The following is a 24,034-nucleotide window of genomic DNA, read 5'->3' as shown; positions in this document are numbered from 1 at the left end:
ATTTTGCAACTGAGCAGTTCAAAAGATTTGAGTTCCCAAATATATCTTTTTCTTTTGATTGTACAAGGAAGTATTTTCGTCAATTATTATGAGTATAAGCATAAACCTGTCAGATAAATATTATTATTTTTATCACAAGTTTTTGAATTATATAATATTATTTACAGTGCCCTCTCTTATGGAAAATATGAAGCGTAAAAATGAAGTTTCTTCTTTGAAAGAAAATAAAAAACATTTAATTAATTCTTCTGTAATGTACAGCCGATTTGTACTTATGGCTTTGATGATGTTCTGTTTTATGTATATCATTATGTACACGATGATAGACAACCCGAGAAATTTTATTTCAAATATTAATAATTTATACATGACTCTCATGATGGTTTCAGCCATGTTACTTATTGAATTATGGGTCATGCGAAAGAGGTACAGGAACAAAACACTCAATTGGATCATTGTAAGTATTGGAGTGGTGACAAGTCTGTTTTCCTGGTTTGGAATCAGAGAACAGGTGAATGTGGATGACAGGCAGTTTGTAAAAAGTATGATTCCTCATCATGCAGCAGCCCTATTGATATCTGAAAAAGTACACCTCAGCGATCCACAGTTGATTATCCTTCAGAGAAATATTTTTAAAACCCAATCTGCAGAAATTAAGCTGATGAAAAGAAAACTTCGGGAGTTTGAAGGAAGGTAGAGTAGGAGACAGGAAATAACAAGAATAGTGATCTACTCTTATGTTATTCAGGATATTTTAATAATTTAGTTCTTATGAAAATTAAAATTATCTGCCTTTTTATACTTCTTTTCTCCATTATTTCCTGTAAAAAAGATAAAGAATATCCTAAATATGTTGAATTGGAATCGGGAAATGGAAGTTATTCACTTTATATAAAAGATGGAAATTTTGAATTTTTAAAAACAGAACATGTAAGCTATGATCAGATTGTAACAGCATCTTTTTCAGAAGGTAAATATAAGATTTCAGGTGATGAACTGATTTTGAATAGTGATAAAGGAAAAAAATATATTTTCAAAATCGGGAATGACTCTGAACTGATCCCTGCAAAAATGGATTCCCTGAAAGACCTGAAAGGATTATACCCTGTTCAGATTCTTCATAACAATAAAATGCCGAAAGAAATGGGACGTCTGGATTCTTTGGGAAGAAAAAATGCTTTGTGGCTTTACTTTAATGAAAAAGGAAAGGTGGTTAATCAGAGGTTGTATAAAAATGGTGAACTGGTGAAAGATCATTACAAATCTGATATTGTTATAAAATAAATAATCTGCAAGAGACTTGAAAATAAACAGTATTCAATTTTATCGCAGATAAAATTCTTGCGCCTTATAGCAACCTTCTTAATACCATTTTGCGTCTTTGCGTTTTCCAATTATACCTTTCTTATTTGTGTTTTTTGAAGACGCAAAGTTTTTTTAATTCTATGTATAATTTAAGGCGCGAAAAAATCAAAGATTTTTAGCAAGTGAAAGTCAAAAAAATGTCAGCATCTTACATTAGTCAATAAAAAAGGCACCACTTACAAGTAAATGGTGCCTCGTCACTGAATATATTTGAATGTAAAATTGTTTCTGTTTATCTACTCATTCTGTTTGATTTGTGGGTTATTATTAATCTCTTTATTAGGAATCTGGAATCTGAATTTATCCGGGGTAAGGTTGAATCTTCCAAAAGTATGATTCGTTCCTGTGTATACTCTTTCTAAAGGAGTATTGAGTCTTTTCATATCAAACCAGGCATAACCTTCACCCCAAAGTTCTATTCTCTTTTGCAGGACAATTTCATTAATCAGCTCGCTGCCTGACTTTGTAGACAATGTATAAGCCTGATCTCTTTTTGAGGTAATTTCAAACAATACCTGTCTTGCTTCTGTTTCCCGTCCTTGTCTGGCAAGGGCTTCCACTTGTATATAATATAATGAAGAAGCTCTGATGTAAATATAATCTCCTTCAAAGAGCGTAGGATCTTTAAATTTCCAGCTTACATAAGGCGGATAATTTTTTGTTTTTCCATTAAAAGTATACGCTGCATTCTGGCTTCCATTGAATACTTTCTTACGGTAATCTGTTGCCGGAATGGCTTCATAAAGACGCTTATCGATCAGCTTACGGATCTGTGCAGCTCCGGCATAACCTTCATTGGTATTATCAAACATGGAGAAGAAAGAAGCGTAATAATTTCCGATACTCATCGTGGAAATGGTATTATGAAAACCCCATATTACTTCTGGATTATTGATGTTGGAAAATCCGGTGTTGGTATAATCATCTTCAGTCATCAGGGCAATTCCCTGCTTGCTTTCCTCAGCGTATTTGGCGGCTTTAAGATAATCTCCTGTTTCCAGAAATACTTCGGCAGCAATAGCTTTGGCAGTTCTTTGGTCTATCTGGGCCCTGGAAGGGCGGGCATATGTATCTAAAAGCGAAACGGATTCTTCTATATCTTTTTTGATTTGCGTATACACTTTAGCAACCGTTGATCTTGGAAGTCCCTGACTTGGATTAGTTGCGGTAAGAACCAATGGAAGTCCGGGTTCAGACTGATGTCCATTATAATCATTGGCATAAAAGCGGACCAGATAAAAGTAAGAATAGGCTCTTAAAGCGAGTAGCTGTCCTGCAATTGCCCTGTTTTTTGCATTGGCATTTTTATCCAGACCATCCAGCAGCTTATTGATCACGAATATTCTTGCATAAAAAGTAGTCCATACAATCTCAGAAGCAATATTACTGGCATTGGTGGCTTCGTAATTATAAAACATTCCTAAATGCTGGTTGGTAGACTGGATCACATCATTGGACATCAGATCAGCACCTGCTTTAATTCCCATGATTCCGAAATCTGAGTGAACGCTAGTACCGCCTGCACCATTGCTTCGAAGATCAAGATAGATTCCTCCCAGGATTTTTTCCGGACTGTTTGCATCGTTATTGAGCTGCTCTCCGGAAATATCTCCTTCCGGCAACGTATTGAGATCATTAGCACAGCTGGTCGCCAAAAAACTTAGGGTTGCAGCTGTTATAAAGTATTTTATTGTGTTCATTCCTGTTCTTTTAAAAATTAAGTTTAAACCCTAAAGAGACACTGGACAGCAGAGAATAACGATAAGCATCAGAAACTCCTGTCAGTGAAGCTCTTGGATCATATCCTTTTCTCTTTGACCATAGGTATAGATTGTTCCCTGTCACATAAATTTTCAATCCTGATAATCCTGCCTGTTGTGCAAAGCCTTCAGGAAGCTGATAGGAAAGGGTTACATCCTGAAGACTGATATAATCCGATTTGATCAGATACAGTGTTGAATTTCCGTTCTGGTTCGTAGCTGTAAGATCTACTCTTGGTAAAGCTGCTGTTGTATTTTCCGGAGTCCAGGTTTTATCCAGATCCGTAGAATAGTTAGAACCATAGCTGTCAGAATGGAATAAACTTCTGTAAATATCATCATAGCCATAACCTCCAAACTGGTAAGCAAAGTTCACTGCCAGATTGAATCTTTTAAAACTGAAATCTGTCCCAAATCCTCCATATACCTTTGGAATGGCAGACTTTCCTGTGTTATAATCGGTGGCTTCCTTATAATTATTGGTTACTGTTCTTTCTTCCTTTTGAGTGGTTGGGTTGATTGTTGTACGATACCATAAAGCATCACCATTCTCAGGATTTACTCCTGCAAATTCTTTGAGGAAATACGTGTAACGGTCTCCACCTTCCGTCAGGATAAATAAACCTGAAACAAGCCCTGTATTTCTCTGCTCGGCCGGTAATCTTGTAATCTTGTTTTTGTAATGAGTAGCATTCGCATAAAAATTCCACTGGAATTCATCTCCACGAAGGATCTCCACATTTACATTAGCCTGAACACCTCTGTTCGTCATATCTCCGATATTTCCGTACTTCACATAGGAGCCCGCATTAGATGGAGGAAGAGGAAGCGTGTAGATCATATCTGAAACTTTCCTTTCAAAATAATCAGCATTCAGGTTGATTCTGTTTTTTAAAAGTGAAATTTCAAAACCGGCATTCAGGTTTTTGGAAGTTTCCCACTTTAAATCTTTGTTTCCCTGTTTTTTAAGAGATAGAACAGGCTTGTCATTTCCGAAGTTATTAATTCCGTAGATATCCTGATAAGCATAGTAGTCTCTGGAAGAGCCGCTTAAAAGGATGTTGTCATTTCCCTGCTGGCCATAAGAAGCTTTTAATTTTAAAGAATTAATCACGCTGTTGTCCTTAAGGAAATCTTCTTTTGCGATATTCCATGCCAGTCCCAGTCCATAAAAATTTCCCCATCTGCTCTCCGGAGAAAATACAGAAGAACCGTCTCTACGAATGTTAGCATTGAAGAAATATTTACCGTCATAATTATAGAGTAACCTCGTGAAATATCCTTCTACAGCATATTCATAGCCGCTTCCTGATAATCCGGTAATTTTCACAGCATTATCAAAAGCTTGTGAGTCAGGTAATAAAAGTTGCTGTTTTGATCCTGAAAAACCATCATCTTTTATCTTATTCAGCTCATGTCCTACAAGGAGATTGAAGCTGTGATTTCCCAGTTTTTTCTGGTAGGTAAGCAACTGCTGGTGGTTCAGTGTATATTTAAAGTTTGAACTTTGCGAAATAGTTCCTCCTACAGAAGATGAAGTTCCTCCTTCCGTATTTCCGAACTGAAGGTTTCTGGTATTTTCGAGATAAGCACCAAAATTATAGGTAAAATCCAGTCCTTTGATGATTTCATAATTTAGTCCAAGATTAAGATTGGTCACATTACTTACGATCTGTGATTTATTCTTCTGAAGGTTTCCTACAGGATTTTCAAACACCGCATAAGATCTTGTAGCTCCGTTAGGACCCTGGCCGTCTCCATAGTCATATAAAGCATTTCCATAACTGTCATAAAGCCTCTGGTAATTGTTGTCTCTCAGAAAAACAGGATAGAAAGGGGCAATGTTTCGGGCAAACTGGAAAGGGTTGGAGAAACCTCCGGTCTCACCGAAATCCTGCTTGCTGTAAGTGTAAGATAAAGCGCTGGTCAGCTTCAGTTTTGAAGTAATAGCGTAATCTACATTAGATCTGATCCCGAATCTTTCAAAACCTGACGAGATTAAATATCCTTTATCATCAAGATAATTAAGGGAAGTGTAAGATTTTACCTGATCTCCATTAGCATTGATACCTACTGTAGCTTCTCGCCTTAAAGCAGGTCTGAAAAGCAGTTTTTTCCAGTCATCCTGATACAGTAATTTCGCATCAGAATTAAAAGAGCCATCCTTTGATATCAGCTGATTAAAAGGAACATTATACACATTATACCCAAGTTTTGTCAATGCTGAAAGTCCCACATCATGAGGAGACGGACCTGAAGGAACCGCTCCCGGTTGTTTTAGTCTTGCGATTTCGCCAATTCTGGCTCGGTTATAATAAGCGGTATAATAATCCTGAGGAGAAGTATAGACCGAATAATCTTCAATAGATCTGAAATTAACCCCTGTTTTTACATCGGCTTCAATACTTACGCCTTTACTTTTTCCTCTTTTGGTGTTTACAATAATAACACCATTGGCTCCTCTGGAACCATACAGAGCATTTGAAGAGGCATCTTCCAGAAAAGAAATACTTTCAATATCCGATGCTGCAATACTGTTCAGGTTTCCGCTGTACGGAATACCATCCAGTACAATTAACGGATCGCTGGACGCGTTGATAGAACCTATTCCTCTCATTCTGATGGTAGGCTGGGAACCTGGCTGTCCTGAGGAAATCACCTGTACCCCAGCTACTTTTCCTCCAATTCCCTGAAGAATATTTCCATTTTGAAGATTAGAGAGATCTTTAGCCTTCAGCGACTGTACAGATCCTGTAATCTCTTCTTTTTTCTGCTTTCCAAAAGCTACCACCACTACTTCTTTGATGGAGGTTTCTTTGGAAAGACTGTCTTTGCTTTGGGCAAAACCATATTCCGCGAACAGCAGTAAGGCCAATACACCAAGCTTGCATTGTTTCTTTTTCATTATATTAATCTAGGTTTAAAACTGAATTGTGTATTACTGCTGATCTCTCCGTAAGAAATAATGATTCCCTGCCTCCTTTTTCAGGGAGGATATCAAAAATGGAAGATTAAAATTTACAGAAGATGTACCCGGATGAAAGAAGCCTTGAATTCTTTGGCTTTAATTCCTACAGTAATGAATGTATCTCTTAAAAAGTTAGCACATCATCATCATGCCCATCATATCAAAGCACATGTCTTGAGAAATGTGGTTGTGCTGTGAAAGGGCAGACATTCCACAACAATTTTGCTGTGCAGAAGCTGCCGCCGTAATGGTGCATAGGTAAGAATTAAAGGTATTCTTATTCATGAGAATAAAGTTTATGATTTTTTTAACTGGGTCAAAATTATTTAATAAATGACAAACCCCTATAAAAGGACAGTATGAGATAAATCATATTAGTCTACTAAATTAGTGGGTTAATGATTGTGATTTAGATTTTAATAGAATAATAAATTGATTATCAATTAATTGAATGAATTGTTGCAAATGTTAAAAAATGATAAAAAAGTTAATTTTCAAGTGTGAATTAAAATTAAAATTAGAAGTCTATTTATTTTGTAGACTTTTTGTTTATTTTATAGTCGTTCTATACTATTCAATAGGAACGGGCTTTAGCCCGTTTAGCAAAGATTAAAAAAACATCAAAAAAAAAGAAGCCAGCCTCTCTGTGCGATCTGTGGGAAAAAAAACATTCAATAGGAACGGGCTTTAGCCCGTTTACCGAAGATTAAAAAATCATCAGGCTTTAGCCAAAACCTAAAAAAAGAAGCCTGCCTCTCGGCAGACTCCTATAAAAACAAGATTGAAAAGAATTTATTGTTTGGTAATATCCGGAACCTCCAAAGGTGTCTGGTCCCAACCGCCACCTAGTGCTCTGTACACAGCAACACTTGCTTTAAGTTGGTTCACTTTCTTTTCCACCAGCTCAAACCTTGATTCCAGGGCATCCCTTTGAGTCAGTAAAACCTCCATATAATCAGCGCGGGCATATTTGAATAAATCATTAGAAATATCAATCGACTTCGTTAAAGCATTTACTTCCTTTGTTTTGATATTCACACTGCTTTCCAGATTATGAATTTTAGACAACTGATTCGCTACCTCAATATAAGCTCCCAAAACAGTCTGCTCATAATGATACACTGCCTGAATCTGTTTCGCATTGGCATTATTATAAGCCGCTTTAATCGCTCTTCTGTTGATCAGAGGCGCTGTAAGTTCTCCTGCAAGAGAGAACAGGAACGACTGAGGTTTGATGATATACAAAGGATTAAAAGCCTGTAGTCCAACTCCGGCAGAAAGATCAAGAGAAGGGTAGAACCTTGCTTTGGCCACCTTAATGTCAAGCTTGGCCGCAGCCAGTTCATATTCAGCCTGTTTAATATCTGGTCGGTTTTCCAATAGTTCAGAAGGAATTCCTCCATAGACGGCTTGCGGAACAACAGAATCAAAAGAATCCTGACTTCTTTCCACAGGTTGTGGAAATCTTCCTACCAGATAATTGATCTTATTCTCAGTTTCAACAATTTTTTGCTGGATATCATACTGCATTCCCTGAGTTTTCAGAACCTGGGCTTCAAATCTCTGTACAGCCAGTTCATTGGATCGGGCGTTCTTCTTTAAATCTTTGATAATCTCCAGTGCATCATTCTGAATTTTGATATTCTGATTCAAAATAACCAGCTCATTATCCAGTGCCAACAGTTCATAATAAGAATCTGCAATCTCAGAAATAAGATGAGTTGTCATAAAATTCTTTCCTTCAATGCTCGCAAGATATCGCTGTACCTGTGCTCTTGTGGCATTATGAAGTTTTCCCCAGATATCGGTTTCCCACTGTGCCTGAGCACCAACTCCAAAGTCAAATAAAGGTTCAGGCATTTCTCTGCCGGGTTCTATTTCGGTATTGGCTTCCATCGCTCCGATATTGGTGTATCGGCTTACTTTGTCTACGCCAGCTCCGGCTTTTAAACCTACAGACGGAAGATATTCACCTTTCTTGGCTTTGATTTCGTTTTTAGACATTTCAATTTCCTGAAGGACAATATTCAGTTCCTGATTATTCTGAAGAGCCTGACTAATCAGCTCCTGAAGATGAGGATCACTGAAATATTCATTCCACTTCATTTTTCCCGTATTGATAGTGTCATTTTCTGCTGAACCGTATTTTTCAGGGACGGTTTTATTTTCAGCACGCTGTACGATTTCGATAGGTTTACAGGCAGTAAGACTTAATAAGACGACTGCCAGACCTGCATATTGATATATTTTTCTTTTATTCATAATGGATCATGTCTTCGCTTAATGGAGATTCATCTTCGTCTTTAATCATTTTTTTACCATCAGACCACTTGGCAAATATGTAGTAGAGCCCCGGAATTACAATCACTCCGAATAGCGTTCCTATCAGCATTCCTCCCAGTGAAGATGCTCCAATGGTATGGTTTCCGATCGCTCCGGCTCCTCTTGCAAAAACAAGCGGAACCAATCCTGCAATAAAGGCAAAAGAGGTCATCAGAATCGGTCTGAAACGGGCTTTGGAACCTTCTACAGCTGCTTCAAGAATAGAATCTCCTGCCTGACGTCTTTTAACCGCAAATTCTACAATAAGTACTGCGTTTTTACCCAGTAATCCTATAATCATGATCAATCCTACCTGTGCATAGATGTCATTTTCAAGTCCCATTGTTTTTAATAATAAGAAAGACCCGAAAACTCCCACCGGTAAAGAGCAAAGTACGGCAAACGGAATAAGGAAACTTTCATACTGAGCGGCCAGAACCAGATACACAAATACCAAAACAACAAGGAATACATAGATCGCTTCATTACCACGTTGCGCTTCATCGTAAGACAATCCTTCCCAGGCTACTTTATATCCGTGAGGAAGTGTTTTAGCCGCTGTTTCATTGATAGCCTGAATGGCATCTGCTGTTGTATAGCCGGAAGCCGGAAGTCCACGGATTGCTGCAGAGTTGTACATGTTGTAACGGGTGATTTCATTAGGCCCCTGTGTCTTTTTCATCGTCATAAATGCGGAATAAGGAACCATTTCATCACGGTCATTTTTCACATACAGATTCATAATATCCGTAGGAAGTCTTCTGAATTCCGGAGACGACTGTACATATACTTTAAAGAACTGTCCGAAACGGATAAAGCCCTGTTCATAGGTACTACCGATCAGAATATTGAGGTTGTCCATCGCTTTTCCAATAGAAACTCCTTTCTGCATCGCTGCATTATTATCAAAAACCAGTTCATACTGGGGATAATTGGCTGCAAAGAAGGTAAATACTCCTGAAAGTTCCTTACGCTTTTTAAGCTGGGCAATGAAATCTTTATTGGCTTTATCAAATTCCTGATAATCGGTCGTTCTGTTCAGATCCAGAAGTCTCATGGAGAAACCTCCCGAAGATCCGAATCCTGGTACAGCCGGTGGTTCAAAGAACTCAATGGTAGCTCCGAGATCTTTAGATTTTTCTTCCAGTTCTTCCATGATTTCCTTTACAGAATGCTCACGGTCGTTCCAGCTTTTAAGGTTAATCAGACAGGTTCCCGCATTCGAACCACGACCTTCCGTCATGATTTCATATCCTGCCAGAGATGATACAGATTCCACACCGTCTACTCCCATACAGATTTTCTGCAATGTTCTGGAAACCTTATTCGTTTGTTCCAGCGTAGAACCCGGAGGAGTCTGGATAATGGCATAGATGGTTCCCTGGTCTTCGTTCGGGATAAACCCACCCGGAAGTACTTTATTGATCATCACAATTCCGGCACAGAAAGCAATCAGAATTCCCCATGTTACCACCTTTCGGCTCACGATTTTTCTAAGGAATGAAGCGTATTTTCCTGTTATTTTATCAAATCCGCTGTTAAAAGAGTCTAAAGCTTTGGTGAAAATATTGACTTTCTTAGGTTTTCCATGATGGTTTTTCAATAACATTGCAGCTAAAACCGGAGTCAGAGTAAGTGCCACTACCGCAGAAATCACAATAGAGCTTGCCATGGTAATAGAAAACTGACGATAGAAAGTTCCCACCGGACCTGTCATAAATGAAATAGGAATAAACACGGCTACCATCACGGCTGTAATGGCAATAATAGCACCTGCAATTTCACCCATTACTTCTTTTACCGCTTTGTAAGGCGAAATATTACTGTCTTCCATTTTGGCATGAACGGCTTCAATGACAACAATGGCGTTATCCACCACAATACCGATTGCCAATACCAATGCAAAAAGAGTAACAAGGTTGATGGTTAATCCGAAGAACTGAATGACAAAGAAAGTTCCGATCAAAGAAACCGGTACGGCAATAATGGGAATCAAAGTAGAGCGCCAGTCACCAAGGAAAATAAAAACCACGATGGCTACAAGGATAAAGGCATCTCTCAACGTATGCATTACCTGCTCAATAGAAGCATCCAGGAATTGGGAAACGTCATAACTGATTTTGTAATCAACGCCTGGAGGGAAGTTTCCTTTCATTTCTGCCAGTTTCGCTTTCACATCTCTGATCACGTCATTGGCATTACTTCCATAATTTTGTTTTAAAACGATAGATGCGGAAGGATGTCCGTCAAGATTGGAATAGATATCAAAGAACTCACTTCCAAGTTCCACTTTGGCAATATCTTTCAGCTTTACATTTTCTCCTTCTGCGTTGGAACGGACAATGATATTTTCATACTCTTCCGGTTTATTATATTGTCCTTTATAAGTCAATACATATTCCAGCGACTGTGCTGCAATACCGGAACTTTGCCCGATTCTTCCCGGACGTCCGATGATACTCTGCTCGCCAATGGCCTTCATCACCTCATCTACGGAAATAGAATACGCACGCATACGGTCAGGATTCAGCCAGATTCGCATGGCATATCTACGGCTTCCCAGAATCTGAGACTTTGCGATCCCGTGAATACGGTTGATTTCCGGGATGATATTTACCATAGAGTAGTTGTACAGGAATTTTTCATCCATACTTTTATTCGTACTGTAAAGGTTTACGTACATTAGCATACTCGGCTGAATCGGGTTTACCACAACTCCTTCTTTCTGTACCAATTCGGGTAATAAAGGCATTACCTGATCCACTCTGGTTTTTACCAGAACCACCGCTTCATTGGGATCGGTTCCGGGATCAAAGACAACGTTTACCGTAGCTTCTCCGGCACTGGTGGCATCAGTAGTGATGTAACGCATTCCCTGAACTCCATTGATGGCATTTTCAATCGTAATCAAAGATGATTTTACCAATACATCTGCACTCGCTCCCGGATAAGCAATAGAAACAGCTACTGTGGTAGGGGCAATTTTTGGAAACTGTTCCGTAGGAAGCTGCTTCATGGCAATCCCTCCCATAAACAGGATCACAACCGATATCACAATGGCGAAAACCGGTCGGTGTATTACTTTTTTAAACATAATGCTGCTTTTGGGTTACTCGGCGTACAGATCCAGGTTCGACATTACTTTTTCAGGTTTTTGGTATTTTGAACTGATCTTTTGGTTTTCCTGAACCATTCTAAGACCCTCAAGAAGAATTCTTTCATCCTTTCCAAGTCCTGAAGCCACTACATAAATATGAGGTAATTCGGCAGCTACTTTTATTTCTCTTGCATGTACTTTACCGTCTTTACCAATCACATAGACATATTTCTTTTCCAGCTCTTCGAAAGTTGCTTTCTGCGGAATCATCATCGCATTGGCATAAGGTGAAGTAATAACAATGTTTCCGGTTTCACCGTATCTTAATAATCCTTTTGGATTTGGGAAAGTAGCTCTGTAAGCGATATTTCCTGTTTCATTGTCAAAATCAGACTCAATGGTTTGTACAATGCCGTCTTGTGTAAACTCTTTGCCATTGGCCATTCTCAGACGTACATGCAATGGATTGTCATCTTTTTTCGCATCCATCTGGTTAAGATATTCAGCTTCAGGAACATTGAAGTATACCCACATTTTGCTGTTGTCTGAAAGTTCAGTTACCAGCTCGCCTTCATCTACAAGACTTCCTTTTCTTACATGTAATTTTCCTACAATTCCAGTAAAGGGAGCACGGATTTCTGTGAATCTCAAATGGGTATTCATTGAAGAAAGTTCAGCCTGGGCTTTTTCATATCTTGCTTTAGCCATAGCCATTTCCTGAGGAGCAACGATATTTTTGTCAGAAAGATTTTTGGTATTCTGATATTCGATTTCTGCGTATTTTGTTTCCGCTTTGGCACGGTTTACATCAGATTCGTAAAGATTAGGCATGATTTTGAACATCAGCTGTCCTTTCTGTACGAACTGCCCTTCGTCTACATAAATAGACTGGATGTATCCTTTTTCCTGGGCACGAAGCTCAATATGATTAATAGAACGGATTTGCGCAACATAATCTTTGTTGACTAAAGTATCTTTTATAAGAGGGCTTGTAACGTTGAATGACGCTGCTTCTGTTTTTTCCTTTTTTTCAGATTGACAGCCTACAAACAAGAAAATAAGGCACAAGTTGATATACATGAGACTTTTCTTGACCATGATAAATATTGTTTTTATAATAATTTATAATTGAAAAAATAGAGTTACCAGCTCTCATAACAGTATATGAAAGCTGATAAGGTTTTCGAAAAAAATTAGTATAAAATCACAGTCGGATGACCCTGTACTGGAGGTACAGATCATCATGTAAGGTCTTTAAATGTTCTGATTGAGAAAGTGAAACAGCAATTTGTCTGTTGTGAAATGTAGTAACAAACCCTGAAATAAGATGCCAGAAGCCATCTTTGAAAAGAGCAATAAGTTCTGTAGAACCCGATGATTCTACATTGTCGTCATTTTCATTATCATTTTCAGAAAGGTTTGCTCTGATTTTGTTGTAGCGGGGATGGCTGACATTGTAAGCATTATTAGCTTCATGATTTTTGAGAAAGGTAAAAGATTCTTTGAAGCTTTTTTTCTGATGAACAAGAAGATCAGTGGTAAAATGAAGATCAGAAGAGATATCTGTTGAAATATACTGCTGAATTTGCCCATAGTACCATCCTAAAACGGTAAGCAACGCAAATAATAAGCTGTACAAATATTGATAAAATCTTTTCCGCATCCAGAGGCAAAGGTAGGTAAAGTTCAAAATAAGTGCAACGGTTAAAGATTAAAAAAGTGTTAAAAAGTTGCCTGTTTTATTGAAAAAATAAAGGTATTTCCTGTTTCTGCTTTTTTGGCTAAAGAGAAGATAGATTCGGCGAAGTCTTCTTGATGGGCATTTCGGAATTTTACCTCAACAAAAAATTAAAGAAATGAATATTGTTTTAACAGGTTCCATCGGGAACATTGGAAAACCACTTACAAAAGAACTGGTAGAGAAAGGACACACCGTAACAGTGATCAGTAGTACTGAAAAGAGAAGGGAAGCCATTGAAGCTTTGGGCGCAAAAGCTGCTATAGGCAGTATGTTTGATCCTGATTTTCTTACCAAAACATTCACAGAAGCAGATATTGTTTATCTGATGGAAACCATGGAAGCAGCAGGTGATCTATTTGATAAAAACATTGATTTTATCGGAAAAATCAGTGAAATTGGTCGTCATTACAAAACAGCTGTGGAACGTTCGGGTGTAAAGAAAATAATCCATCTCAGCAGTATCGGAGCACATACGGATAAAGGAACGGGTATTATTGTGTTTCATTATCATGTAGAGCAGATTCTGAAGCAGCTTCCGGATGATGTTTCTATTAAATTTATTCGTCCGGTAGGCATTTATTTCAATATGTTTTCATTCATCAACACGATCAAAAATAAAGGAGCTATTATTTCCAATTGGGGAGGAGATCAAAAAGAGCCGTGGGTTTCTCCGTTGGATATTGCAACTGTTGTAGCAGAAGAAACTGAAAAACCATTTGTTGGAAGAACAATACGTTATGTAGCCAGTGATGAAGTTTCTCCTAATGAAATTGCAAAAGCTTTGGGCGTTGCAATCGGAAAACCTGATCTTCAGTGGAAAGTAATCTCTGATGAAGAATTATTGAAAAACTGGCTGGATATCGGTTTCAATGAACAGGTGGCTAAGGGTTTTGTAGAAACTCAGGCAAGCCAGGGAAGCGGAGTTGTATATGAAGATTATTATCAGAATCAGCCTGTTTTAGGAAAAGTAAAGCTGGCCAACTTTGCAAAAGACTTTGCTGAAGCCTATCAAAATGATGAAGTGTAAATAGTGAACCGAAAAAGTCACAAAAGTTTTTAAACATTTTAGTAAGACGAAGAGCATTTTTTTACGCTGAAAAGTACTATTAAGAATAAAACAACGCACTACTTTAACCACAAACATCTGTGAAAACCTGTCCCATCCGTGGGAAAATATAAACCACAAAAGTCACAAAAGAAGTAAATATTTCAATAAAATAAAGAGAAAACTTTTACGTAGAGAAGTTCAAATAAGTTTTGAAAATAATAGTATTAACGTAAATATTTGTGAAAATCTGTGCAATCTGTGGGAAAAAAACTCTACAACAAAAGTTTACTGCAAAAACAATTTGTAATTTTATAGATATGGAACAGCGGGCTATAAAAAGAATAAAAACCATCACGGAATTTCACCGTTCTAGAGGATTATCTCCTCCTGAACATCCGTTGATCAGTGTGATTGATTATAAAGAGGTAAAGCGACCTGCTGATATCGGTGAGGTTAACTGGATGCTGGATTTTTATCAGATTTCTTTAAAAACAGGCATGAATGGGAAGTTGAAGTACGGCCAGCAGGAATATGATTTTGATGAAGGAACGCTGTTTTTTATTTCCCCAAACCAGATTTTCAGGATTGAAGCAGATCCCAACGTGCAGGAAAACCAATCCGGCTGGATGCTGTTGATTCACCCAGATTTTCTTTGGCATACTTCACTGGCGAAGATCATAAACCAGTATGATTTTTTTGATTATTCAGTGAATGAAGCTTTGTTTCTTTCAAAAAAAGAAGAACTTACCATCAATGGAATTATAGAAAATATTGAGCGGGAATATCATTCGGTGGTCGATAAATTCAGCCAGAATATTATCATTTCCCATATTGAAACCTTACTCAATTATTCCGAAAGATTCTATGAAAGGCAGTTTATCACAAGAAAAGTGACCCATCATACTATTCTGAATCGTTTAGAAGTTTTGCTGGAGGATTATTTCAATGATAATGATTTGGTATCAAAAGGATTGCCTACAGTACAGTTTGTAGCTGATGAACTAAGGATTTCTCCCAATTACCTCAGTCGGTTATTGAGAACAATTTCCGGACAGAGCACCCAGCAGTTTATTCATGATAAGCTTATTGTTAAAGCAAAAGAAAAGCTTTCTACCACCAGTTTATCTGTAAGTGAGATTGCTTATGAATTAGGTTTTGAGTATCCACAATCCTTTACCAAACTGTTTAAAAATAAAACCAGTCTTTCTCCCTTGGAGTTCAGAGCTTCTTTTCAATAAAAAATAAAGAATCACTTTTAATAGATTAGAAAAAGAAATATTGGAAGGTTTTTTTTGTAAAAAAAATAATTTTATTTTTGAATTAGCTTTATTTTGCACAATTTTTGCTATAATAAGCTACTTTTATTTTATCAGTTAAAACATAACTGATACTACAAACCCCTCCAATATTTAGTATGATGAAAAAATACCTTATTTATATATCACTTTTTGGAGCACCCTTATTTTGGGGGCAAGGTAAAGTGACTGAAAAATCTGTATACCAACAAAACCTGGCGTTATCAGAGACAGAAAATGCAGCTATGGCATTTGATGCTGATATAAAATTGTCCGATGCAGAACTCGCTTTAGATAAAAAACTCTTCCAGATCCGTAAAGAGTTTATCAGTGATACAGAAACGAAGAAGAAATCTTTATATAACAGTTCTTTTAATGAATTAAAACCAATCATAGAAAGCAGCAAACTGTTTGAAATTCTTCAGACCATGCCAAAAGGAGGTTTGTTGCATACCCACAGCGGGGGAATTACAGATGTGAAATGGATTATTTCGGCCGCCAGAAAATATCAGGAATGCTATGTTTTCGATCAGAAAGATAATGATCAGTATATTTTCGGACAGCTGGCTTTTTTTGAAAAAGGAAAAGTTCCGGAAGGATTTGTAAGTCTGGATAAAAAACTGACCTCAACCTCCGGTTTTGAAAAAGAACTGCAGGATCTTCTTACATTGAGACGAGACAATCTTTGCTCTTACACAGATTATTGGATTGAATTTGAAAAACGTTTTAAACGTATCAGTCTGCTGCTGCCGTACCGTCCTTTCTTTAAGGCATATTATCTGAAAGGATTTCAGGATTTAATAAAAGATAAAGTACAGCACGTAGAAATCAGATATATCTTTGATGAACTGTATGATTTTCAGCATGGAAAATATCCAATGAAGACGACGATCACAGATCTGCAGGATATTCTTAAAGAAGTACATCAGTCAGACCCGCAGTTCACCCTGAAACTGATCTATTCAAGCTTTAAATTCTTAGACAATGAAAGTATTGAAAAGCAGCTGGAAACGGCATTTGAAATGAAAAAAGAATTTCCGGATATGATCTCAGGATTTGATCTTGTGGCAGATGAAGCAGCCGGACATCATATCAGTTTTTTTGAGAAAAGCTGGGCCAAAATGAGCGGACTTAGTAAAAAATACGGAGTAGAACTTCCTCTTTTCCTTCATGCCGGAGAAAGCAATTCTATCCTGAATAAAAATATTCTGGATGTAGCACTGCTGAACAATAAAAGAATTGGTCACGGATTAAACCTGATCTATTTCCCAAAAACGATGGAACAGATCAAAAAACAGAATAAACTGGTGGAAGTAAGCCCGATCAGTAATCAGGTTTTAGGATATGTAAGTGATTTGAGAAACCATCCTGCAAGGGTTTTATTAAGCAACGGAGTACAATGCTCTATCAGCAGTGATGATCCGTCTGTGTACGGATACACAGGGCTGAGTTATGATTTCTGGGTTACCCAAGTGTATTGGGAACTGGATGTGAAAGCATTGAAAAAACTGGTTTTCAATTCCATTAATTATTCTTCTATGAATGATGGTGAAAAAAAGAAAGCATTAGCTTACCTGAACCAGCAATGGAATGATTTTGTTCAGAAAACAAATCAGAAACTAAATTAATCGGAATTATCCTGAAAATAAAGAGGTTGTCTCAAAAGTGTCATTCTGAATGAAATGAAATGTAGTGAAGAATCTCATATATTTGGTTATCAATAAGATTCTTCCTTCGTCAGAAATCAAAGATTCGACGTAGTCAATGACAAAAGCCAAATTATTTGACCTTTGAGACAGCCTTTTGTCTTTTAAATAGCTATCAATTACTTTTTAAACTTTAATCTGGACAATTCCTTTTTTACAGAAGAACCCAATTTTGATGGACTTATTTTAGTCAGAACCAAAGATTCACAACCATTGAAAATGGCAAACCGTTTTATAGTTTCTGCGAAAGGCTTAAGCCATAAATTAAAGTCAATAGTATTGTTTTCAATATGTAGATGAATCAGTTCCAGTTTTTTTTCTTTTCTGTGAGCTTTGCAGTCAACCCTTCCGATAAACTGATCTCCAAACAGTATAGGCAGACAGAAATAACCATACTGTCTTTTTTCCTTTGGAGTATAACATTCCAGACGGAAATCAAAATCAAAAATCTGTTTGATCCGCTCCCGATGAATAATGGAATTATCAAACGGAGACAGCAGCCATACACTGGAACTAGCCTGATCAAATGTTCTTTCCAGTATTTCATTTTGAACAAAAGCAGAAGATCCTCCTTCAATAGTCACTTTTGATATTGTATTTTCTTCAAGCATCATCTGTAAAACCTTATTGACATTCGTCTTTAAATCATTTCCCTTCCTGAGGTGAGTGATTTGTTTTAATGTTGTAAATCCATAGGCTCTCAGATTGGTCTTTACCAGATATTCAGCAAACTCAAATGGAGTAGGTTCTGTAGTATTCGTAGAAGACGGCAAAACTCTTTCAGCCAGATCATACGTTTTCTGCATTCCGGAACGTCCGCTGATCATCAGATCACCCTGCATAAAAAGCCTTTCAAGAGCTAGTTTGGCAGGTTTCCAATTCCACCAGCTTCCTGTTTTATGACTTTCATTCTCAAAATCTCTTGCTCTTTTAGGTCCTTCGTTACGAATGAGGTCTGTGACATATTCCATAACTTTGGGATCAGCATTGTAATAACGGGATTCCCCTCTTTTAATCGTCAGCATTTGAGGCAAAACATACCGGAAATCTTTCATGGGAAGATAGGATGCAGCATGAAACCAATACTCAAATACTTGACGTTCTTCCACCAATTCTTCCAGATCATTTGCCTGAAAATCGGGAATTCTTGTCCAAAGTGTGTGATGATGAGCCCGTTCTACCATAGATAAGGTATCAATCTGTATATATCCGAGATGTTCCAAAGCGTTCAAAACTGCAGTTTTTCCGGTTCCGAATGGTGTATTTTGTGTTAATCCCTGACTGTCTAATGTTAGCCGTTTTAAGTGTTCCGGTGTCAACTTCTTTTCCATATTTTAATTTGAATAAAACAGGTTTGATGATGTTTCTCCAAATATAATGATTTAGCAGAAAAGCATTAAAGAGTATCTGACTTAAGTATATTGGGTATGAAGTTCAAAAATCAGTTGTTTTGACGGTTATTTCTTTTTAATTCTCTTTCTACTTCATTTACATAAGGAAGGGGAGTAAGATAGCTGTCTTCAATATATTTTCTGATACTTTCATCCGTTTTTTTGTTAACCTTTCTGATGAAAAGCTGATTGCCGGATTTTAATGATTGAATATAATTGAATGTATTCTGTGTATTTTGAAAAAAGGAGGTCTCAAGTACCGCTCTTTTATCATCATTGACGATAATATCATTGAATGATGTATTCATAAGAACAGTCTGAAAAAATGAATCTGCAGGTAAAAAAGTATGAAGATAATAGTCTTCAAAATCCATTACCGTTTTGTTGTTTGTTAAAAATAAGCAGGTTTCTCTTGTAAACATAAACCATTTACCACCTATATAAGGAATCACATCTTTCATAAAAGATCTTTTGTAGATGAAAGATGAAATAACATAAGCCAATTCTGTAAAGTGATTTTGTATTCTTTGCAGCGTGTCGGGTCTGTAAAACTTCTGATCATAATAAAAAAGATAATTCCTGCCTTTGTTGGTGGTAAGAAATTTACGGATAATATTTTGTGATTTCAGTGGATAATCTTCACCGCTCAGATTAATAAAATAATCCCATTCTTTGCTTACATTCAGGAGGAATTCCATAGCGTTCAATTCTGCCTGAACGATGTTGAAACCTCCCGAAACTATATTCATACTGTCCAGAATATAGACATTGGGAAAATGAATGATATAAAGCTGTATTTCTTCAATGAACTCTTGTTTCGCTTTTTTATCAATATGGATAAGATAAAACTGATCCCTAGTATAGATCTTCTTAAACATATTTTTAAATATTTCAGGTTTATGGTGTATCATAATGAAATAAGCAATTCTTACATGAGTGCCTGCATATGACTCTAATGTTCTGGGAGAAGGGCTGGGTAAGGGAGAAGAAGTTTGCATATTCCGGAGTTTAAAATCATCCGCGTCAGCAAACAATTCGTTTAATTTGTAGAAGGTATGAATAAATTTTTGATAATCAGTTAATTAAATAATGTGGTGTTCATTTTTTTTATTGTAGGTTTGCAGAACATTTATAAAAACAGGTCACTGCCTTTGCTATTCTGTCATAGTTTAAAATCACTTTTTTCTTTCAGTTTTGCTTTTTCAGCTACCAATTTATAACCTTTGTTTTCATAGTGGGAATAAGAGATTATAAAGTTCTATTGTAGATAAGAGCGACACGTTATTGCCGGGCCATCCGTAATATAGATAAAAATATTATTGTAGCTGAAGCAAGAGAAAGATGAACAGAAAAGAATACTCTTTTGTTTGTCATTATAATATACCAATTCAAATTCTGATCAACGGATTTGTTTGTACAATACCGGCGAAAAGCCGGAATTTATAATGAATTTTAAAAATTTAAATCTAATTAATCCTATTATCCGTGCAGTGACAGAAGCCGGATATTCCAGGCCTACTGAAATACAGTATTCTGTAATTCCGCATATTTTGGCAGGAAGAGATATTGTAGTGTCTGCACAGGCAGGTGCTGGAAAAACAGCTGCCTTTGCTATGCCTATTTTACAGCTGCTGAAAAGACAAACTCCGGATCATAAAGAAATACGGACTTTAATACTTACACCCACTCAGGAACTGGCAATACAAATAGAAGAGAATTTTAAAATCTACAGTAAATATTTACCATTATCTCTGCTTTCTATTTATGAAGGGGTTTCCATTGGAAGCCAGCTTGCAGCACTGAGAAAAAGAGTAGATGTTCTTGTGGCAACACCCGGAGGATTACTTGATGTAGAAAATCAGAGACATATTGATCTTTCTAAAATTGAACTATTTGTTTTAGATGATGCCGATAAAATGCTTGATATGGGATTCGCTAATCATATAAAAAAAATAGTGAATCTTGTTTCTCATAGAAGACAAAACCTGCTTTTTTCTGCTACAATGCCGGGAAGTTTAAAATATTTTGCCAAAACAATCCTGAACAATCCTGTAGAGATTATTTCAGATCCTGCATCTTCAATACCACAGACGGTGAAGTGCCCGGATCTTAAAAATATTCAACCACTGGCGGGAAGCACAATACCTGTCAGAATATCATAAATAAAATCTGTAGCGTTTACAGATCATAATACACAATTTTTTAATAACAATTACAATGCAAGAAGGCACCGTAAAATTTTTCAATGAAGCAAAAGGCTTCGGTTTTATTACTCCGGCAGACGGAAGTAAAGATATATTTGTACATTCTTCAGGATTAAACACAAAAGTAATCCGTGAAAATGATAAAGTAGTTTTTGATGTACAAAAAAGCGATAAAGGTTTAAATGCTGTTAACGTAAAGTTGGCATAATAAAAGTCTTAATTGCAGATATGTTACAATAACATACTTTGCCATATCAAGTCTCATTTTTTATATTTTTTCTTATTCAAATCCATGAAACTTCTGGATCTGGATGTATTGTCTGAAAGAACATTGATGTAATATAGATTACTTTTTATTTTTTATTTTCATGATGTTCATTAGCCTCTTACTTTTATGTAAGAGGTTTTCAGGGATTTAAGAAAATAAGGTAGCAATTGGTCTGAATATTGACAGACTAAGACCGGATGCCTGGAAAATAAATATGCAGACTTGATATACACTCGGCTACGGTGATAATGATTGAGCTGTACATATTGTAATCCCTCAAAAGGTTCAGAAAAAGATATGATTATTATTAATAATTTTAATGAGTATAAGTCTCTTGAAGGACAAGTGCTGGGAGATTCTGCCTGGCATACGATAAGTCAGGATCAGATTAATAGATTTGCAGATGCAACCCTGGATCAACAATGGATTCATACAGATCAGGAAAAGGCAGAGAAAGAAGGCCCTTTTAAATCAACCATTGCTCATGGGTATTTAACATTATCTCTGATTCCCTATCTCTGGAAACAGATTGCAGATGTGAGAAATGTAAAAATGGAAATCAATTACGGAATAGAAAACCTTAAGTTCGGAGAAGCTGTTCCCGTAAATAGTGATGTCAAACTACAGGCAACCGTAAAATCTGTTACTAACCTCAGAGGAACTGTAAAAGCAATCGTGGAGGCCAAACTCCTGATTAAAGACCATGTAAAACCTGCCTATACAGGTGATGTGATCTTTCTTTATCATTTTAAAGATTGATTTTCTTGTGAGTACGCAAGCTGTTAACATTTTTATATTTTACAAATAAGAAAACATCATTGAATACAATGATGCTTTCGATTTTTATGACCTTCTTATTAAATAGTTACACTGTAAGTACAATCTTCCCCAATAAAGGTCTGTCCCGTTTAGAATCCTCTATTCTTTGATGGGCTTCCTGAATATCTTCAATCGGATATATACTGTCAATAACAGGTTTTATATGCCCGGCTTCAATTAATTCGGTGATGTGATGCAGCTCATCCCTGCTTTGTCGGGTAAAAACAAAATGATAGGTGGCATTTTTTTCCCAGGCATTGATAAGGTTTTGAGGTTGCGGAATATCTACCAGCGTTACTACAGAACCATAATCCGCTAAAGCAAGCGGACTGTCTGAAAGTGTTGTTCCTCCTACAGTATCAATAATGACATCAATACCTTTCCCTTTAGTGTAGGTCTGTATTTCTTCGATCCAGTTTTCTTTATGGTGATCAATGACTACATCTGCTCCAAGATTTCGAAGTTTTTCATGCAGAACACTTTGCCCTGTTGTATAGACAAAAACCCCTAATACCTTGGCGATTTGTATGGCAAGAGTTCCTACACCTCCGGCACCGCCAAGGATAAGAATGCTGTCTCCTTTTTTTAATTGTGCTCTTACCACCAGCATTTCCCAAACTGTTCCTCCGATAAGTGGAATGGCAGCGGCCTCTTCATAGCTGATGTTATCTGGCATTCTTGATAGTGAAGATTCATCGGTAAGGTGATACTCCGTATAACTGCCAGAGCTACCAAAACGGGGAGAATAATACACCTTATCACCAGGTTTCCATTTTTTGACCGCTTCACCTACTGCAATAATATCACCAGCGATATCATGACCCGTTATAATAGGGAGTTCGAAAAATGGCGCATAATCACCTCGTCTTACCTGATAATCAAGAGGATTAATAGAGGTTGCTCTTACTTTTACCAAGACCTGAGACGGATTTTTTATAACAGGAACAGACATTTCCTCCAGCTGCAGAACTTCTGGCCCGCCGTAGTTTTTAATAACAATTGTTTTCATATTTCTTAGCAATTGATTATATGCTCTATTGAGGTAACTTCCCCATAAATTCAAAGATTTCAGCACCTATTTCTTCCGCATGGGTTTCCAGGGCAAAGTGTCCGGTGTCATAAAATTTTAATTTCGCTTCCGGCAGATCTTTTTTATAAGCTTCAGCTCCTGCAGGAAGGAAATAGGGATCTTTGTTTCCCCATACTAATAATAATTGGGGCTGATGCTTTCTGAAATATTCATGGAATTTTGGATATAAAGCCACATTGGTTCTGTAATCTTTTACCAGATCCAGTTGAATTTCTATATTTCCCGGTCGGTCAAGGAATTTCTGGTCAAGAGTGTAGGCTTCCGGTGCAATCAAAGAAGGGTCGGATACACCATGTTGATACTGAAACAGAGTAACTTCTTTAGAAACGAAACCTTTTAATGCAAGGCGGTTGGCTTCCGTTGTGTCCTGCCAGTATTTCTGGATCGGATTCCATTCATTGCTTAATCCTTCTTCATAGGCATTTCCGTTTTGTGAAACGATCCCTGTGATTTTTTCAGGATTATTCATGGCGAGACGTAAGCCTACCGGAGCGCCATAATCAAAGATGTAAATGGCAAAACGTTTCATATTCAGCTTTTCTACAAATGCTTCTACCGTTCCTGCAAGATTGTCGAAGGTATAAGAGAATTCCTTATGATCCGGAGCATCAGAATAGCCAAATCCCGGCAGATCCGGAGCTATGACATGGTATTTTTTGCTTAAAATCGGGATCAGATTTCTGAACATATGAGATGAGGTAGGATATCCGTGCAGAAGAAGTATCGTAGGCGCATTGGCCGGACCTGCTTCTCTGTAAAACAGATTTAAATCATTTACTTTGATGTTGCGGTAGTGAACAGGGTGATTTTCCATAATGTGATTATTTACATGTAATTTTTGATTGGTTTGTGCCATTGTCATAGTGCCAGTGAAAAGGGCAACTGATACACCTGCAATGAATTGTCTTGAAATTATTTTCATTTATTTTTTTTGATAGTCCAAAATTAATACGGATATTT

General features: G+C 37.0%; 19 protein-coding genes. 9 read left to right on the top strand and 10 right to left on the bottom strand.

What is annotated here, in order from left to right:
* The first annotated feature begins 187 nt into the window (after positions 1 to 187).
* A complete protein-coding gene (locus ACKTTZ_RS24645; protein WP_253317763.1) occupies positions 188 to 697 on the top strand; it encodes a DUF305 domain-containing protein in 510 nt (169 codons plus the stop codon).
* A gap of 74 nt (positions 698 to 771) precedes the next feature.
* Positions 772 to 1,284 carry a hypothetical protein gene (locus ACKTTZ_RS24640; RefSeq protein ID WP_253317762.1) on the top strand — a complete coding sequence of 171 codons (513 nt, stop codon included), beginning with the start codon at positions 772 to 774 and terminating at the stop codon, positions 1,282 to 1,284.
* Between the two features lie 317 nt (positions 1,285 to 1,601).
* Here ACKTTZ_RS24640 and ACKTTZ_RS24635 read toward each other — a convergent pair whose 3' ends face one another.
* Both ACKTTZ_RS24635 and ACKTTZ_RS24630 read right to left on the bottom strand, forming a co-directional pair.
* Positions 1,602 to 3,065, bottom strand: coding sequence for a RagB/SusD family nutrient uptake outer membrane protein (locus ACKTTZ_RS24635; RefSeq protein ID WP_407846869.1), 1,464 nt, complete (start codon positions 3,063 to 3,065; stop codon positions 1,602 to 1,604).
* A gap of 10 nt (positions 3,066 to 3,075) precedes the next feature.
* Complete coding sequence (locus ACKTTZ_RS24630; protein ID WP_407846868.1) at positions 3,076 to 6,030, bottom strand: SusC/RagA family TonB-linked outer membrane protein; 2,955 nt, start codon at positions 6,028 to 6,030, stop codon at positions 3,076 to 3,078.
* A gap of 60 nt (positions 6,031 to 6,090) precedes the next feature.
* Here ACKTTZ_RS24630 and ACKTTZ_RS24625 point away from each other — a divergent pair, with 60 nt between their 5' ends.
* Positions 6,091 to 6,291: a hypothetical protein gene (locus ACKTTZ_RS24625; protein ID WP_034696416.1), complete on the top strand. Its 201-nt coding sequence runs from the start codon at positions 6,091 to 6,093 to the stop codon at positions 6,289 to 6,291.
* 594 nt (positions 6,292 to 6,885) lie between these two features.
* On the opposite strand, the gene ACKTTZ_RS24620 is transcribed toward ACKTTZ_RS24625, so the two are convergent.
* The 4 genes from ACKTTZ_RS24620 to ACKTTZ_RS24605 form a co-directional block, all read right to left on the bottom strand.
* Positions 6,886 to 8,355 carry a TolC family protein gene (locus ACKTTZ_RS24620; RefSeq protein WP_407846867.1) on the bottom strand — a complete coding sequence of 490 codons (1,470 nt, stop codon included), beginning with the start codon at positions 8,353 to 8,355 and terminating at the stop codon, positions 6,886 to 6,888.
* Positions 8,348 to 11,509, bottom strand: coding sequence for an efflux RND transporter permease subunit (locus ACKTTZ_RS24615; protein WP_407846866.1), 3,162 nt, complete (start codon positions 11,507 to 11,509; stop codon positions 8,348 to 8,350). Before ACKTTZ_RS24615 ends, ACKTTZ_RS24620 begins: the two co-directional genes overlap by 8 nt.
* A 15-nt stretch (positions 11,510 to 11,524) precedes the next feature.
* Complete coding sequence (locus ACKTTZ_RS24610; protein ID WP_079242365.1) at positions 11,525 to 12,610, bottom strand: efflux RND transporter periplasmic adaptor subunit; 1,086 nt, start codon at positions 12,608 to 12,610, stop codon at positions 11,525 to 11,527.
* 106 nt (positions 12,611 to 12,716) lie between these two features.
* Positions 12,717 to 13,175, bottom strand: coding sequence for a hypothetical protein (locus tag ACKTTZ_RS24605; RefSeq protein ID WP_407846865.1), 459 nt, complete (start codon positions 13,173 to 13,175; stop codon positions 12,717 to 12,719).
* A gap of 193 nt (positions 13,176 to 13,368) precedes the next feature.
* On the opposite strand from ACKTTZ_RS24605, the gene ACKTTZ_RS24600 reads away from it, so the two are divergent.
* The 3 genes from ACKTTZ_RS24600 (at position 13,369) to ACKTTZ_RS24590 (ending at position 17,224) form a co-directional block, all read left to right on the top strand.
* The gene (locus ACKTTZ_RS24600) at positions 13,369 to 14,280 is read left to right on the top strand and encodes an SDR family oxidoreductase (protein WP_407846864.1); all 912 of its coding nucleotides are present in this window, start codon (positions 13,369 to 13,371) and stop codon (positions 14,278 to 14,280) included.
* A gap of 338 nt (positions 14,281 to 14,618) precedes the next feature.
* Positions 14,619 to 15,539, top strand: a complete 921-nt coding sequence (locus ACKTTZ_RS24595) for an AraC family transcriptional regulator (protein ID WP_407846863.1) — start codon at positions 14,619 to 14,621, stop codon at positions 15,537 to 15,539.
* Between the two features lie 176 nt (positions 15,540 to 15,715).
* On the top strand, positions 15,716 to 17,224 hold the full coding sequence (locus tag ACKTTZ_RS24590; protein WP_407846862.1) for an adenosine kinase: 1,509 nt from the start codon (positions 15,716 to 15,718) through the stop codon (positions 17,222 to 17,224).
* Positions 17,225 to 17,421: 197 nt separating this feature from the next.
* Here the strand turns inward: ACKTTZ_RS24590 and ACKTTZ_RS24585 are convergent, their stop codons facing one another.
* Positions 17,422 to 18,633, bottom strand: coding sequence for a winged helix-turn-helix domain-containing protein (locus ACKTTZ_RS24585; protein WP_407846861.1), 1,212 nt, complete (start codon positions 18,631 to 18,633; stop codon positions 17,422 to 17,424).
* A 110-nt stretch (positions 18,634 to 18,743) separates the two neighbouring features.
* Complete coding sequence (locus tag ACKTTZ_RS24580) at positions 18,744 to 19,691, bottom strand: beta-1,6-N-acetylglucosaminyltransferase (protein WP_407846860.1); 948 nt, start codon at positions 19,689 to 19,691, stop codon at positions 18,744 to 18,746.
* Positions 19,692 to 20,138: 447 nt separating this feature from the next.
* On the opposite strand from ACKTTZ_RS24580, the gene ACKTTZ_RS24575 reads away from it, so the two are divergent.
* The 3 genes from ACKTTZ_RS24575 (at position 20,139) to ACKTTZ_RS24565 (ending at position 21,924) form a co-directional block, all read left to right on the top strand.
* A complete protein-coding gene (locus ACKTTZ_RS24575) occupies positions 20,139 to 20,855 on the top strand; it encodes a DEAD/DEAH box helicase (protein ID WP_407846859.1) in 717 nt (238 codons plus the stop codon).
* 55 nt (positions 20,856 to 20,910) lie between these two features.
* A complete protein-coding gene (locus ACKTTZ_RS24570) occupies positions 20,911 to 21,105 on the top strand; it encodes a cold-shock protein (RefSeq protein ID WP_407846858.1) in 195 nt (64 codons plus the stop codon).
* A gap of 357 nt (positions 21,106 to 21,462) precedes the next feature.
* Positions 21,463 to 21,924 carry a MaoC family dehydratase gene (locus ACKTTZ_RS24565; RefSeq protein ID WP_407846857.1) on the top strand — a complete coding sequence of 154 codons (462 nt, stop codon included), beginning with the start codon at positions 21,463 to 21,465 and terminating at the stop codon, positions 21,922 to 21,924.
* A gap of 106 nt (positions 21,925 to 22,030) precedes the next feature.
* Here ACKTTZ_RS24565 and ACKTTZ_RS24560 read toward each other — a convergent pair whose 3' ends face one another.
* On the bottom strand, positions 22,031 to 22,993 hold the full coding sequence (locus ACKTTZ_RS24560) for a zinc-binding dehydrogenase (protein ID WP_407846856.1): 963 nt from the start codon (positions 22,991 to 22,993) through the stop codon (positions 22,031 to 22,033).
* A gap of 25 nt (positions 22,994 to 23,018) precedes the next feature.
* Positions 23,019 to 23,996 carry an alpha/beta fold hydrolase gene (locus ACKTTZ_RS24555; protein WP_407846855.1) on the bottom strand — a complete coding sequence of 326 codons (978 nt, stop codon included), beginning with the start codon at positions 23,994 to 23,996 and terminating at the stop codon, positions 23,019 to 23,021.
* Positions 23,997 to 24,034 lie beyond the last annotated feature (38 nt).

The sequence above is a fragment of the Chryseobacterium sp. KCF3-3 genome, from assembly GCF_045865955.1.
Taxonomy (GTDB): domain Bacteria; phylum Bacteroidota; class Bacteroidia; order Flavobacteriales; family Weeksellaceae; genus Chryseobacterium.
Note: the sequence above shows the minus strand (reverse complement) of the source record. Positions and strands in the feature narration are given on the sequence as shown.

What these genes read in the sequence shown, in the direction of transcription:
- ACKTTZ_RS24575 (WP_407846859.1), top strand. Translation starts at nt 20,139, where the DNA reads ATGAATTTTAAAAATTTAAATCTAATTAATCCTATTATCCGTGCAGTG.
- ACKTTZ_RS24615 (WP_407846866.1), bottom strand. Translation starts at nt 11,509, where the DNA reads ATGTTTAAAAAAGTAATACACCGACCGGTTTTCGCCATTGTGATATCG.
- ACKTTZ_RS24585 (WP_407846861.1), bottom strand. Translation starts at nt 18,633, where the DNA reads ATGGAAAAGAAGTTGACACCGGAACACTTAAAACGGCTAACATTAGAC.
- ACKTTZ_RS24645 (WP_253317763.1), top strand. Translation starts at nt 188, where the DNA reads ATGAAGCGTAAAAATGAAGTTTCTTCTTTGAAAGAAAATAAAAAACAT.
- ACKTTZ_RS24610 (WP_079242365.1), bottom strand. Translation starts at nt 12,610, where the DNA reads ATGGTCAAGAAAAGTCTCATGTATATCAACTTGTGCCTTATTTTCTTG.
- ACKTTZ_RS24605 (WP_407846865.1), bottom strand. Translation starts at nt 13,175, where the DNA reads ATGCGGAAAAGATTTTATCAATATTTGTACAGCTTATTATTTGCGTTG.
- ACKTTZ_RS24565 (WP_407846857.1), top strand. Translation starts at nt 21,463, where the DNA reads ATGATTATTATTAATAATTTTAATGAGTATAAGTCTCTTGAAGGACAA.
- ACKTTZ_RS24640 (WP_253317762.1), top strand. Translation starts at nt 772, where the DNA reads ATGAAAATTAAAATTATCTGCCTTTTTATACTTCTTTTCTCCATTATT.
- ACKTTZ_RS24600 (WP_407846864.1), top strand. Translation starts at nt 13,369, where the DNA reads ATGAATATTGTTTTAACAGGTTCCATCGGGAACATTGGAAAACCACTT.
- ACKTTZ_RS24570 (WP_407846858.1), top strand. Translation starts at nt 20,911, where the DNA reads ATGCAAGAAGGCACCGTAAAATTTTTCAATGAAGCAAAAGGCTTCGGT.
- ACKTTZ_RS24590 (WP_407846862.1), top strand. Translation starts at nt 15,716, where the DNA reads ATGATGAAAAAATACCTTATTTATATATCACTTTTTGGAGCACCCTTA.
- ACKTTZ_RS24560 (WP_407846856.1), bottom strand. Translation starts at nt 22,993, where the DNA reads ATGAAAACAATTGTTATTAAAAACTACGGCGGGCCAGAAGTTCTGCAG.
- ACKTTZ_RS24635 (WP_407846869.1), bottom strand. Translation starts at nt 3,065, where the DNA reads ATGAACACAATAAAATACTTTATAACAGCTGCAACCCTAAGTTTTTTG.
- ACKTTZ_RS24620 (WP_407846867.1), bottom strand. Translation starts at nt 8,355, where the DNA reads ATGAATAAAAGAAAAATATATCAATATGCAGGTCTGGCAGTCGTCTTA.
- ACKTTZ_RS24555 (WP_407846855.1), bottom strand. Translation starts at nt 23,996, where the DNA reads ATGAAAATAATTTCAAGACAATTCATTGCAGGTGTATCAGTTGCCCTT.
- ACKTTZ_RS24580 (WP_407846860.1), bottom strand. Translation starts at nt 19,691, where the DNA reads ATGCAAACTTCTTCTCCCTTACCCAGCCCTTCTCCCAGAACATTAGAG.
- ACKTTZ_RS24595 (WP_407846863.1), top strand. Translation starts at nt 14,619, where the DNA reads ATGGAACAGCGGGCTATAAAAAGAATAAAAACCATCACGGAATTTCAC.
- ACKTTZ_RS24630 (WP_407846868.1), bottom strand. Translation starts at nt 6,030, where the DNA reads ATGAAAAAGAAACAATGCAAGCTTGGTGTATTGGCCTTACTGCTGTTC.
- ACKTTZ_RS24625 (WP_034696416.1), top strand. Translation starts at nt 6,091, where the DNA reads ATGATTCCCTGCCTCCTTTTTCAGGGAGGATATCAAAAATGGAAGATT.